Annotated in this window: 11 protein-coding genes, 5 tRNA genes and 1 pseudogene; 6 read left to right on the plus strand and 11 right to left on the minus strand. The window is 72.9% G+C overall.

What is annotated here, in order from left to right; translation table 11 throughout:
* Positions 1–98: 98 nt before the first annotated feature.
* Positions 99–170, minus strand: a tRNA-Val gene (locus O7602_RS20155).
* Positions 171–183: 13 nt separating this feature from the next.
* Positions 184–256: transfer RNA gene (locus O7602_RS20160), tRNA-Gly, on the minus strand.
* Between the two features lie 150 nt (positions 257–406).
* On the opposite strand from O7602_RS20160, the gene O7602_RS20165 reads away from it, so the two are divergent.
* Positions 407–652: a DUF6458 family protein gene (locus O7602_RS20165; RefSeq protein WP_281584189.1), complete on the plus strand. Its 246-nt coding sequence runs from the start codon at positions 407–409 to the stop codon at positions 650–652.
* Between the two features lie 92 nt (positions 653–744).
* Here O7602_RS20165 and O7602_RS20170 read toward each other — a convergent pair whose 3' ends face one another.
* From O7602_RS20170 to O7602_RS20185, 4 genes are all read right to left on the minus strand, one after another.
* Positions 745–1563 carry an isocitrate lyase/phosphoenolpyruvate mutase family protein gene (locus O7602_RS20170; protein WP_281584190.1) on the minus strand — a complete coding sequence of 273 codons (819 nt, stop codon included), beginning with the start codon at positions 1561–1563 and terminating at the stop codon, positions 745–747.
* Positions 1564–1652: 89 nt separating this feature from the next.
* Positions 1653–1727, minus strand: a tRNA-Val gene (locus O7602_RS20175).
* Positions 1728–1740: 13 nt separating this feature from the next.
* Positions 1741–1811 (minus strand) — tRNA-Cys (locus O7602_RS20180).
* A gap of 34 nt (positions 1812–1845) precedes the next feature.
* Positions 1846–1918, minus strand: a tRNA-Gly gene (locus O7602_RS20185).
* A gap of 273 nt (positions 1919–2191) precedes the next feature.
* Between O7602_RS20185 and O7602_RS20190 the strand changes: the two genes are divergently transcribed.
* The gene (locus O7602_RS20190) at positions 2192–2794 is read left to right on the plus strand and encodes a TetR/AcrR family transcriptional regulator (RefSeq protein ID WP_281584191.1); all 603 of its coding nucleotides are present in this window, start codon (positions 2192–2194) and stop codon (positions 2792–2794) included.
* On the opposite strand, the gene O7602_RS20195 is transcribed toward O7602_RS20190, so the two are convergent.
* A complete protein-coding gene (locus O7602_RS20195; RefSeq protein WP_281584192.1) occupies positions 2715–3989 on the minus strand; it encodes an alkane 1-monooxygenase in 1275 nt (424 codons plus the stop codon). The genes O7602_RS20190 and O7602_RS20195 overlap by 80 nt on opposite strands.
* An 84-nt stretch (positions 3990–4073) precedes the next feature.
* On the minus strand, positions 4074–4919 hold the full coding sequence (locus O7602_RS20200; protein WP_281584193.1) for a hypothetical protein: 846 nt from the start codon (positions 4917–4919) through the stop codon (positions 4074–4076).
* A gap of 177 nt (positions 4920–5096) precedes the next feature.
* On the opposite strand from O7602_RS20200, the gene O7602_RS20205 reads away from it, so the two are divergent.
* Complete coding sequence (locus tag O7602_RS20205; RefSeq protein WP_281584194.1) at positions 5097–5780, plus strand: 50S ribosomal protein L11 methyltransferase; 684 nt, start codon at positions 5097–5099, stop codon at positions 5778–5780.
* Positions 5781–5863: 83 nt separating this feature from the next.
* Here O7602_RS20205 and bioD read toward each other — a convergent pair whose 3' ends face one another.
* Together bioD and O7602_RS20215 are read right to left on the minus strand one after the other, a co-directional pair.
* The gene (bioD, locus tag O7602_RS20210; RefSeq protein ID WP_281584195.1) at positions 5864–6592 is read right to left on the minus strand and encodes a dethiobiotin synthase; all 729 of its coding nucleotides are present in this window, start codon (positions 6590–6592) and stop codon (positions 5864–5866) included.
* A 62-nt stretch (positions 6593–6654) separates the two neighbouring features.
* Positions 6655–7785: pseudogene (locus O7602_RS20215) on the minus strand (8-amino-7-oxononanoate synthase); the annotation flags it as partial.
* 156 nt (positions 7786–7941) lie between these two features.
* Between O7602_RS20215 and bioB the strand changes: the two are divergent.
* Genes bioB through O7602_RS20230 form a run of 3 tightly spaced genes read left to right on the plus strand, consistent with a single transcriptional unit; the run spans position 7942 to position 9686 of the window.
* Positions 7942–8937 carry a biotin synthase BioB gene (gene bioB / locus O7602_RS20220; protein ID WP_281584196.1) on the plus strand — a complete coding sequence of 332 codons (996 nt, stop codon included), beginning with the start codon at positions 7942–7944 and terminating at the stop codon, positions 8935–8937.
* Positions 8938–8941: 4 nt separating this feature from the next.
* Positions 8942–9175 carry a hypothetical protein gene (locus O7602_RS20225; protein ID WP_281584197.1) on the plus strand — a complete coding sequence of 78 codons (234 nt, stop codon included), beginning with the start codon at positions 8942–8944 and terminating at the stop codon, positions 9173–9175.
* A gap of 4 nt (positions 9176–9179) precedes the next feature.
* The gene (locus tag O7602_RS20230; RefSeq protein WP_281584198.1) at positions 9180–9686 is read left to right on the plus strand and encodes a GNAT family protein; all 507 of its coding nucleotides are present in this window, start codon (positions 9180–9182) and stop codon (positions 9684–9686) included.
* A gap of 77 nt (positions 9687–9763) precedes the next feature.
* Here the strand turns inward: O7602_RS20230 and O7602_RS20235 are convergent, their stop codons facing one another.
* Positions 9764–12217, minus strand: a complete 2454-nt coding sequence (locus O7602_RS20235; RefSeq protein ID WP_281584199.1) for a non-reducing end alpha-L-arabinofuranosidase family hydrolase — start codon at positions 12215–12217, stop codon at positions 9764–9766.
* Positions 12218–12278 lie beyond the last annotated feature (61 nt).

The following is a 12278-nucleotide window of genomic DNA, read 5'->3' on the forward strand; positions in this document are numbered from 1 at the left end:
CCAGGCTGTCGGCGCGATGGGCGACCGATGTGGCCGGTGCCGGCCGGCCGGTGGGATACGCACGCCGATCAACCGGCGGCGGAGGATGTTTCTTCGGGTGGGCGATACTGGGTTTGAACCAGTGACCTCTTCCGTGTCAAGGAAGCGCGCTCCCACTGCGCCAATCGCCCGGGGCAGTTCGCGAGCGGACGACGGGATTCGAACCCGCGACCCTCACCTTGGCAAGGTGATGCGCTACCAGCTGCGCTACGTCCGCGTCGTCACCGGCTCGCGCCGGCGACGGGGGAAACTCTACCCGACGCCCGGACCCACCCGCGGCAGCCCCCCGAGCGATGGCGATTGCGCTGCTCGCCACCGGGGTACTGAGCGACACGACAGCACAACCATCACCCTGAAGGAGGCTGTCGTGGGTATCGGTACGAGCATTTTCCTGATCGCGGTCGGCGCGATCCTCACGTTCGCGCTGAACGCCAACGTCGGTGGCGTCGACCTCGACATCGTCGGCTGGATCCTGATGGCGGCCGGCGTGGTCGGCCTGATCTTGACGACGCTGGTCTGGGGCCGGCGCCGCCAGGTGGTCACCACCACCGCCGAGCAGCCGGTGGAATATCGCCGGGTGGAGGAGCGGCGGGACGTCACGCCGCCGATGTGATCCGACCGCACCGGGGGCCGACGGAGCTGATCGGTCCCCGGCCTGGTCCGGACGGGGGGCGCCCAGCGGCGCCCCCCGTCCGCGTACCCGGGTCAGCCTCGCATCAGCTCGTTCAGCGTGCCGTGGTCGAGCCCCTCGGCGAGCGTCTCGTACGTCCCGGCGCGAAGCGCCTCCGCCGCCGCCCGACCGGCCACCGCGTACGCGGATGCGGCCACCCTCGACCCGAGGCTGATCCGGGCCACCCCGAGCCGGGCCAGCTCGGCGACCGGCGGCGCTCCCGGCCCGACGAGCACGTTCAGCGGCGCCGGGATCGCCGCCACCAGCGCCGCCACGGTCTCCGGGTCGACCGTCCCCGGCACGAAGATGCCGTCCGCGCCGGCGGCCAGGTACGCCTCGGCCCGGGCGACCGTCTCCGGCACCCCGCCGGCCCGGCGCAGGAACGTGTCCACCCGCGCGTTGAGGTACAGCGGAACGTCGGCCCGGTCGGCGGCGGACCGGACCGCGGCGAGCCGGGCACACTGCTCGTCGACCGCGCGCAGCGGCCCGTCCCCGTCGTACCGGGCGTCCTCCACGTTCACGCCGACCGCGCCGGCCGCGAGCACCGCGGTCACGGTGTCGGCGACGTCGTCGGGGGTGTCGCCGAACCCGGATTCGATGTCGGCGGTGACCGGGAGGCGCACCGCCGCGGCGACCAGGCGGATCGCGTCGACGGCGGTCTCCCGGGCGAGCGCGTCGCCGTCGGGCGCGCCGCGGCTCCAGGCCACGCCGGCGCTCGTGGTGGCGACCGCGCGGGCTCCGGCGGCGGCCACGATCCGGGCGCTCGCCGCGTCCCAGGCGTTGACCAGGACCAGCGGCTCGCCGGGCAGGTGCAGGCTACGGAATTGCTGGGCTCGGATGCGCTGTTCGTTCACCCGGCCAGTCTCGGGCACGCGGGGCGCTCGCGGTGTCCCGCCCGAGCGACGAGAAAGGCCGTGTCGAGTGATCGACACGGCCTTTCCGTTGGTGGGCGATACTGGGTTTGAACCAGTGACCTCTTCCGTGTCAAGGAAGCGCGCTCCCACTGCGCCAATCGCCCTCGTCAACTGCCGAGGTGGAGACGGGATTTGAACCCGTGTACACGGCTTTGCAGGCCGTTGCCTCGCCTCTCGGCCACTCCACCGAGGTTGCCCCCGACGTGCGTGGCGGCATCTCCGAGCGGACGACGGGATTCGAACCCGCGACCCTCACCTTGGCAAGGTGATGCGCTACCAGCTGCGCTACGTCCGCACGCCCCCGGCGTTTCCCGGTGACGGATGAGAACTTTAGCCGAGCGGAGGAAGGCTTGCCAAATCGGATCCCCCTTCCGGCGCGTTCGGGGTGAACGGTGCGCACCCCTCCAAGCTTCCTAGGAGCCTGGGTGGGGTGGTCGGCCGAGCGATCACAGGCCCGTCCACCTGCGAATCTAGCCGGCGGGCCGAGTGTCCGGCATCCGACTGTCCCACCCTCGACAGGCCGGTCTGGTAACTCCTCGTGGTCATTCGGATGGGTTACCGTAACGGCGTGACGAGACGAGCCGCCGAGATCCGCCTGGACGCGCTGCTGCGTACGGCCTGCGAGGTGATCGCGGAGCGAGGGCTCGCCAACACCCGCACCGCCGACGTGGCCGAGGCCGCCGGGGTCAGCCAGGCGCTCGTCTTCTACCACTTCGCGACCAAGGACCGGCTGCTCGCGCAGGCCTTCGCGTACGCCGTCGAGCAGGACCTGGCCCGACTCGACGCGGTGCTCCGCTCCACCGCCCCGCCCCTGGCCAAGCTGCGCCGGATGCTCCGGCTCTACGCGCCGACCGGCCGCTCCGCCTCCTGGTCGATCTGGATCGACGGCTGGTCGGAGTCGTTGCGTACCCCGGAGTTGGAGAAACTGTCCCGCCGCCTCGACCTGCGGTGGCGGCAGGACCTGGCGGCGGTGATCGCGGACGGCGTCGCCGACGGCACCTTCGCCTGCCCCGACCCGGCCGGCGCGGCCTGGCGGATCAGCGCCGTGATGGACGGCCTGGCGGTGCAGCTCGCGGTGCACGAACGGGTGATCACCCGTCGGCAGATCGCCGAGTGGGTCCGCCTGGTCGCCGCCCGCGAACTGAGCCTGGAGCCCGGCCAACTCGACTGAGGCCACCAGCTCGACCGAGGCCGGCGCCACCCGCCAGCCCCGGGCCGCCGGCCAGCCCCGGGCCAAGGGCGAAGCGGGCGCGGGCCGGCGGGTGGACGTTCGCCGCGGACAGGTCGCCGCCGTAGTGGGCCAGCACCCGGTGGTCCATGATCCGCCGCCAGAGCGGGGGCAGCAGCGCGGCGACCACCATGGTGGCGTAGCCGGCCGGCAGCTGCGGCGAGGCGTCGAAGCTGCGCAGCGCCTGGTAGCGCCGCAGCGGATTGGCGTGGTGGTCGCTGTGCCGCTGGAGCTGGAAGAGGAAGACGTTGGTGACCGTCCGGTCGCTGTTCCAACTGTGTCGCGGGTCGACCTTCTCGTAGCGGCCGGCGGCGGTGCGCTGCCGGGCCAGGCCGTAGTGCTCCAGGTAGTTGACCACCTCGAGCAGGGAGAAGCCGACCACCGCCTGGAGCACCAGGAAGACGAGCACGCCGGGGCCGAACACCACCGCCAGCACGGCGTAGAGCAGGACGGTCATGGCCCAGGCGTTGAGCACGTCGTTGCGCCAGGTCCACGGGCTGCGACCGCGGAGCCGGAAGCGGCCGGTCTCCAGCCGCCAGGCCGAGCGCAGGCTGCCGGCGACGGTACGCGGCCAGAACGCCCAGAACGACTCGCCGAGCCGGGAGCTGGCCGGGTCCTCCGGGGTGGCGACGCGGGTGTGGTGGCCGCGGTTGTGCTCGACGAAGAAGTGCCCGTACCCGGCCGGGGCGAGCGCGATCTTCGACAGCCAGCGTTCCGCCTGCTCCCGCTTGTGCCCCAGCTCGTGGGCCGTGTTGATGGCGATGCCGTCCACCACTCCGACGGTGGCGACCAGACCGGCGGCGGCCGGCCAGGAGAGCCGGCCGCCGGCCCAGACGGCGCAGCAGAGCACCAGGGCCGCGTACTGGGCGGGCAGGTAGAGGTAGGTGAGCCAGCGGTAGTAGCCGTCGGCCTGCAACGCCGGCACCGCGGCCTCGGGCGGGTTCTCCCGGTCGTCGCCGATCAGCAGGTCGATCACCGGGATGACGCCGAAGACCACCGCCGGGGTGAGCCACCAGGCCCAGCCGGCGCCGCCGGCGTGCCAGATCGACCAGGCCACGAACGGCAGCGCCGGGACGAGCAGGGCGAGCGGCCAGAGCGGTCGGCGGGGGTCCCGCCACGGAACGGTGCCGGTGCGCATCGTCGTACTCCGATCTGTTGCTCCTGACCCGACTGTGTCAGCCGGGGAGCAGTTTTACAAGACCGGAGTTTTTGTAAAGGGGCGTCAGCGCCATTCCCGCCGGACGGTCCGCCGCCGCCCGAACGACGCCGTCTCCTCCTCCGCCGGCTCACCCGCGGGACGGAGCAGGCGCCGCATGCGCAGCAGCAACCCGCCGCCGAGGAAGAGCAGCAGCCCACCCAGCAGGAAAGCGGCCTGCACCACACCGAAGCCCCCGGTCTCGGCCACCGGCCGGCCGGCCGCGCCCGGCAGCGGCGGCTCCACCACCGCCGCGTCGGTCGGCTCGTCCGTCACCGGCTCCTCGGTGGGCGGCTCCTCGCTCGGCGGATCGGTGGGCGCGGCGCTCGTCGGCGACGGCTCCGGCGTCGGCTCGACCGCCTCACCCACCACCTGGCGCGAGGCGGTCCGCCGGGCCAACAGCCGCAACTGCGGGTCGTACGCCTCGGCGGCGATGCTCACCCGGCCGCGCCCCACGTCCTCGGCGAACGCCACCCGGTACTGCGCGGTCACGGTCCGGCCCGGGCAGAGCACCCCCGGATCCAACTGCCGGTCGGTCAGGCGCGCGGTGTCCCCCTCGGTGCGGATCTCCAGCGGGAACGAGCCGGTCTCCTCCACCCGGTCCACCTTGACCTGGTCCAGCCGCAGGCCCTGCACCTGGAGAAGCATCGACCAGCGCACCTTCACGCAGTCGTTGCGGTCGGCGCGGTCGGACCGGGACACCACCGCGGAAAGCGTCTCCACCCGGTTGCCCGCGGTGAACTCGTCCGGCAGGCCGCTCAACTCCGTGGAGAAGGTCGCCGCCGCCCGGGCCGGCGCGGCCCCGCCGTACCCGGCTCCCGCCAGGCAGGTCAGCACCAGCCCGATCCGCAGCGCCTGCCGCCACCCGCTCACCACGCCTCCCCACCTCGGTCGTATCCACCCGCAACGCTAGGAGCGCGACCACCGCCCCGGTAGACGGGCGTGTTCGCACCCAACGTCAACATCGGGGGGCGGTTTCACCGACGGTGGTGAACCGGTCACGGCCACCCGCCGACACGCCCGGGATCGGCGGTGGGCCACAATCTCCGGGTGTCCGAGCTGTCCGCCGCGTTCGTCCGGCTGCACGCCCGCCTCACCCCGGTCGCGTTCGTCCCCGAGGTGCGGCTCTACCAGGCCGACGAGCCGATCGGCCTCTGGGAGCTGACCGAGGGCGAGTTCCGCAGCGAACAGCCGCCCCCGTTCTGGGCCTTCGCCTGGGCCGGCGGGCAGGCGCTCGCCAGGTACGTGACCGACCATCCGGAGCTGGTCGCCGGCCGCCGGGTGCTCGACCTGGCCGCCGGCTCCGGCCTGGTCGCCATCGCCGCCGCGCGCGGCGGCGCGGCGGCCGTCCGGGCCGTCGAGGTGGACGAGCGGGCCGTCGCGGCGGTCGCCCTCAACGCCGACAGCAACGGGGTACGCGTCGACGCCGAACTCGGGGACATCCTCGACTCCGACGCCGGGGACGCCCAGGTGGTGCTGGCCGGGGACGTGTTCTACAGCGAGGCGATGGCCCGCCGGGTGCTGCGCTTCCTGCTCCGGGCCGCCCGCTCCGGCGCGCGGGTGCTGGTGGGTGACCCGGACCGGGCGTACCTGCCCCGCGAACGCTTCCACGAACTGGCCGCGTACGACGTGCCCGTCCCCGAGGCGCTGGAGAGCGTCCGGGTGAAGCACACCCGGGTATGGGAGCTGAACCCCGACCCGCCCGGCACCCGCCGCCCCGCCCGCGCCGGTTAGGCGGGGGCCCCGCTTAACAGGTGGGGTTAAGCGGGGCCCCCGCCTCTACCAAATGCGTTAAGCGGGGCCCCCGCCTTACATGCTCAGCCGGCCTCCTCGGCCCAGGCCCGCCAGTCGTCGAGCACGCCGTACAGGGCGGGGGTGAGCCAGCCCGGCGCCGAGCGGCGGAACACCCCCGGGTCCATCCCGCCGGCGCCGGCCGGCAGCGCGCCGAGCAGGTTCGGCACCAGCTCGGACAGGTTGAGCCAGTGCACCAGCTCCGCCTCGGCCGGCCAGGCGCCGATCACCACGCCGGCCGGCACGGCCCGCCGCTCCAGCGCCTCCAGCGTCAGCGCGGTGTGGTTGAGCGTGCCCAGCCCGGCGCGGGCCACCACCACTGCCGGCGCGCCGAGCGACACCGCCAGGTCGGCCACCGTCCACGGCTCGCCGGACGGCCGCACGCCCATCGGCACCAGCAGGCCGCCGGCGCCCTCGACGAGCACCAGGTCGTGCTTGTCGGCCTCCTCGCGGATCGCGTCGACCGCGTGGTAGAGCTCCAGCGGCGGCAGCTCGGCGACCCGGGCCGCGGCGAGCGGGGCCAGCGGGTCCGGATAGCTGGCGAGCGTCCGGCCGGTGAGCGGGGCGGCCAGCCGGTTCACCGAGTCGACGTCGCCGGGCTCGCCGGTGGCCGTACCGGTCTGACCGGGCTTGACCACCGCGACCCGCAGGCCGGCGGCCTGCGCGGCGGCGGCGACGGCCGCGGTCACCACGGTCTTGCCGACCTCGGTGTCCGTGCCGGTCACCAGCACCGCTCCGGTCCAGCCGTCACTCATGAGCTTTCCTTCGTTCGCGACTGCGGGGCTCGCAAACCCGGCTCACTCCTCACGCTCACGGCTGCGCACTCCACGACCACGTCCAGCGCCCGTTCGAAGTCCGCCCGGTCCACCCCGGCGCTGATGGTCAGCCGCAGCCGGGAGCGCCCGTCGGGCGTGGACGGCGGGCGGAAGCAGCCGACCGCCACGCCCCGGTCCCGGCAGGCCGCCGCCCACGCGGTCGCCGCCTCCGGCCCGGGCGCCGTCACCGACACCACCGCCGCGTCGGGCGCGGAGACGGCCAGCCCCGCCGCGCCCAGCCGGCGCACCGCGAACGCGACCCGGTCGGCCAGCTCGGCGCGGAGCGCGTCGCCGGCCCGGGCCAGCCGCGCGGCGGCGTGCACCCCGGCCGCCACCGCCGGTGGCGGCGCGGTGTCGAAGATGAACGTGCGGCCGGTCTCCACCAGGTGCCGGACGAACTCCGCCGGGCCGGCGACCACGCCGCCGGCGCCGCCGAGCGCCTTGGACAGCGTCGCCGTGACCACCACGTCGGGCTCGCCGGCGAGCCCGGCGGCGGCCACCCCACCGGCCCCGGCCGGGCCGGTGACGCCGAGCGCGTGCGCGTCGTCGACAAGCAGCAGCGCGCCGTGCCGGCGGGCCACCGCGTGCAGTTCCGCGAGCGGGGCCAGGTCGCCGTCGACGGAGAAGACCGACTCGGTCACCACCACGGCCGGGCGGCCGGGCGCGGCGGCCAGCGCGGCGGCCACCGCGGTCACGTCGGCGTGCGGCGTCACGAGCGTCTCGGCGCGGGAGATCCGGCAGCCGTCGATCAGCGAGGCGTGGTTGTGGGCGTCGGAGACGAGCAGCGTACGCGGCTGGGTCAGGCCCCGGACGGCGGCGAGGTTGGCCAGGTAGCCGGAGGAGAACACGAGCGCCCGGTCGACGCCGAGCCAGTCGGCCAGCTCGCCTTCGAGCGCGTGGTGCGGGTCGGTGGAGCCGCGCACCAGGCGCGACCCGGTAGCGCCCAGGCCGTACCGGGACAGGGCCGTGGTGGCGGCGGCGGTGACCTCCGGGTGGGTGGCCAGGCCGAGGTAGTCGTTGCCGGCCAGGTCGACCACGGCGTCGCCGGCGGCGCGCGGGCGCAGCGTGCGGGTCAGGCCCGCCTCGGCCCGCCGGGAGGCGGCGCGGTCCAGGGCCGCCAGCCAGTCCGCCACCGCGTCGTCCCCTCCCGCCGAGCGTCGCCCCCGCCGGGCGCTTCCGCGGGGCGAAGTTACCACCCGGGCCGGCGGTCCCGGCGTGGCGCGGTCCCGGCTCGCCGGGCCGCTCACGACGGTTTCCCGCCGCTCCGGCGGCCTGTTAGGTTACGAGCCATGCCAGAGATCCTCGACCAGGCCCGGACCCGGGTGCTGGGCAGCGGCGTCGGCCTGGACGAGGCGGACATCCTCGCCGTGCTGAACCTGCCCGACGAGCACCTGCCCGCCGCCCTCCAACTCGCCCACGAGGTCCGGATGCGGTGGTGCGGACCGGAGGTCGAGGTCGAGGGCATCGTCTCGCTGAAGACCGGCGGCTGCCCGGAGGACTGCCACTTCTGCTCCCAGTCAGGTCTGTTCACCTCGCCGGTCCGCTCGGTCTGGTTGGACATCCCGGCACTCGTCGAGGCCGCGAGGCAGACCGCGGCGACCGGGGCCACCGAGTTCTGCATCGTGGCCGCCGTGCGCGGCCCGGACGCCCGGCTGATGAAGCAGATGCGCGAGGGCGTGGCGGCCATCCGCGCGGCTGTCGACATCCAGGTCGCCGCGTCGCTCGGCATGCTCACCCAGGAGCAGGTCGACGAGCTGGTCGAGATGGGTGTGCACCGCTACAACCACAACCTGGAGACCTGCCGCTCCCACTTCCCCAACGTGGTCACCACGCATTCCTGGGAGGAGCGCTGGGAGACGCTGCGGATGGTCCGCGAGTCCGGCATGGAGGTCTGCTGCGGCGGCATCCTCGGGCTCGGCGAGTCGGTGGCGCAGCGGGCCGAGTTCGCCGCCCAGCTCGCCGAGCTGGACCCGCACGAGGTGCCGCTCAACTTTCTCAACCCGCGCCCCGGCACGCCCCTGGGCGACCAGCCGGTGGTCGAGGGCAAGGACGCGCTGCGGGCCATCGCCGCGTTCCGGCTGGCCATGCCGCGCACCATCCTGCGGTACGCGGGCGGCCGGGAACTCACCCTCGGTGACCTCGGCACCCGCGACGGCCTGCTGGGCGGCGTGAACGCGGTCATCGTCGGCAACTACCTCACCACGCTGGGCCGACCGGCGACCGACGACCTGAAACTGTTGAACGACCTGAAGATGCCGGTGAAGGCGCTCTCGGCGACACTGTGAGGCGATGGTGACGGAGCTGACTCGACCCGCCGTGCCGGCCGGCGACGTGGGCGCGGCGGCGCGCTGGTGCGACAGGTGCGGCGAGTCGGTGGCCGCCGGCCCGCACCCGGCGTGCGCGGCGGCCCGGGCGTGGGAGCCGCCGCGCTGGTGCGCGTCCTGCCGGCGGCGGATGAAGGTGCAGGTCGTGCCGGCCGGCTGGTCGGCGGTCTGCGTCGAGCACGGCGAGCGGCGGGGCTGAGGCGGTGCTGCGGGGACGGGCGGTGACGCTGCGGCCGGCGACGGACGCCGACGTGGAGGCGCTGGCCGCGATCCGGGCCACCCCTGAGGTCCGCCGCTGGTGGCGCGGCGACGACGACCTGGCCGGGGCGGTCCGCGCCGACCTGGCCGACGACTCGCTGAGCATCTACGTGATCGAGCACGACGGCCGGCTGGTCGGCGCGATCCAGTGGTACGCCGAGTCCGACCCCGACTACCGCCACGCCAGCCTGGACATCTTCCTCGACCCGGCGGCACGCGGGTCCGGTCTGGGCGGGGACGCCATCCGCACGCTGGCCCGGCACCTGGCCGACGAGTACGGCCACCACCGGTTCACCATCGACCCGGCGGCGGCGAACACGGCGGCGATCCGGGCGTACGCGAAGGTGGGGTTCCGCCCGGTGGGGATCATGCGCCGCTACGAGCGCGGCCCGGACGGACGCTGGCACGACGGCCTCCTGATGGACCTGCTCGCCGAGGACCTGGCCGACTGAGCGACGGCCGACAGCCGACAGCCGGAGGGGCGTGCCCGGCACGGTGCCGGACACGCCCCTCGGGTTGAGCCTCGTTCCTAGCGTTGCAGGGTCAGCACACCCGGCCGCCACGGCAGCAGGTTGTAGTCGCCTCCCGCGTTGGGGTTCTTGCCCTGGTAGAGGAGCTGGAGGTTGCAGGCGTCGACGGTCTTGGTCTGGTCGGGGTTGGTGCGGACCAGGTCACCATGGCTGATGTCGTTGGTCCACGTCGCGCCGCTGTTGGCCTTGCCCGCGAACGGGTTGCTCTCGGTGGCCGCGTTCGGGGTCCACGAGCCGCCCAGGCTGCTGGCCGTGAACGAGCGGAAGTAGCGCCCCTGGCTGCCGATCGCCTCGACCAGCATGAGGTACTGGTTCTGGCCGGCCACCTTGTAGACCTCGACGCCCTCGAACAGGTTGTTCGTCGAGTCGCTCATGACCGTCGTGTAGCTGGAGCCGAAGCTGCCCGGGAAGTTCCCGAGCGGCATGCTCGACCGGTAGATCTTGCCGTTGTCCCCGGCGAAGAAGAGGTACATGTTCTGGTCGTCCCCGATGAGCGTCTGGTCGATCACGCCGTACGGGGCGTCGGGGAGGCTGGCGGTGGAGAGCGTCTGCGCCGAGGACCAGCCGTTGGCGTTCGTCGGGTCGCTCGACGTCTTGTAGCTGAACGAGGTCGGTCCCCACTGGTACGCCAGCACCCAGATGTTCTTCGGGGCGAAGTACAGCAGCGTGGGCGCCACGGTGCCCTGGCCCATCCCGGTCTGACCGGCCGAGGCCATGTCGGACCAGTTCGTGAACAGGCTGAAATTCATCGAGCCGTACTGGCCACTGCTGTTGACGTTCGACCCGTAGACCAGGTGCTTGCCGTTGTAGACGACGTTCGTGAAGTCCTTCAGCGAGACCCAGCCGTTCTGCGGGTTGGCCAGCGCGCCGGTCGACGACCACCGGTAGGTCGACGGAAGCGCACAGCCGTTCGGCGGCGGCGTCGTGGTCGGCGGCGTGGACGTCGGCGGCGCCGAGGTGGAGCCGTTGAAGTCGGTCCGCCACTGCTGGTTGCTCTGCCCGTGGCAGTCGTAGAGCTGGATCTGCTGGCCGTTGCCGGTGCCCCAGACGTCGAGGCAGCGGCCGGACTGCACGCCGCTGATGGTGCCGTTGGAGTTGATGTTCCACTGCTGGTTCGACTGGCCGTTGCAGTCGTAGATGATGATTCCGGTGCCGTTCGCGGTGGCCGCGCCGTTCGCGTCGAGGCACTTGGTGCCGTAGACCATCAGCTGCTTGCTCGACGTGTACGTCCACTGCTGGTTCGACTGGCCGTTGCAGTCGTAGAGCTGGACCCGGGTGGCGTTCGTCTGGGTGGCGTTGGGCACGTCGATGCACCGGCCCGACTGCACGCCGACGATCCGTCCGGCGCCGCCGGACGGCGGCGGGCCGGTGGTCGGCCCCGAGGTCGGCCCTGAGGTCGGTCCCGAGGTCGGTGCCGCCGCGTTGAGGGCGTTCAGGACCGAGTTGTACGCGGCCTTCTTGTTGCCGCCGCCGTCGAAGAGCAGCGGACTCTCGTTGGAGCGCCACGAGTCGCTGTCGCGGACACCCCAGACGGTGATGCCGATGCACCGGGGCACGTTGATGCACGCCTGGGTGAGCCCGGCGTACTGGGAGGTGGAGGAGTTGGTGACGTCGACCTCGGTCAACGCCACGTCCACGCCGAGGGCGGCGAAGCTGGACAGCGTGGTCTGGAAGTTGCTCGGCAGCGAGCTGCCGCCGGTGAAGTGGGTCTGCAACCCGACGCAGTCGATCGGCACACCACGGGACTTGAAGTCCTGGATCATCCGGTAGACGCCCTGCGTCTTGCCGTACGACCAGTTCTCGATGTTGTAGTCGTTGTAGCAGAGCTTGACCGACGGGTCGGCCGCCCGCGCGGTCCGGAACGCCACCTCGATCCAGTCGTTGCCGGTGCCCTGGAGGTTGGAGTTACGGCGGCTGCCGTCCTCGTTGAACGCCTCGTTGACCACGTCCCACGCGGCGAGCTTGCCCTTGTAGTGGCCCATCACACCGTTGATGTGATTGATCATCGCGTTGCGCAGCGCGCTGCCCTGCATGTTCTGCATCCAGCCCGGCTGCTGGCCGTGCCAGGCCAGCGTGTGCCCGCGGACCTTCAGGCCACGCTGGGTCGCCCAGTTGTAGATCTGGTCACCGGAGTTGAAGTTGAACTGATTCTGGTTCGGCTCCGTCGCGTCCGGCTTCATCTCGTTCTCAGCCGTGATCATGTTGAACTCACGCGCCGCGATCGTGCTGTACGTCGAGTCGTTCAACCTGCTCGCGGCGATCGCGGTGCCGAAGTACCGCCCCGACTGCGCGGCTGCCGCGCCGAGCGTGCTCGCCGCGGCGTTCGCCGACGGCATCATCACCGCGACTGCGGCCACCGTCACGGCGCTTACCGCGCCGGCGATCAGCGCCCTGACGGCTGGCGGTCGCCGCCGCCGGGTCCCGCCGGGATGAACGGATGGGCTCATTGGCACTGTGGCCTCCTCACTGGCCAGCACCCGAGCCGTCTGGGCGGGGACGACTGGACGTCTGGGT

It is taken from the genome of Micromonospora sp. WMMD1128 (genome assembly GCF_027497235.1).
GTDB lineage: Bacteria > Actinomycetota > Actinomycetes > Mycobacteriales > Micromonosporaceae > Micromonospora.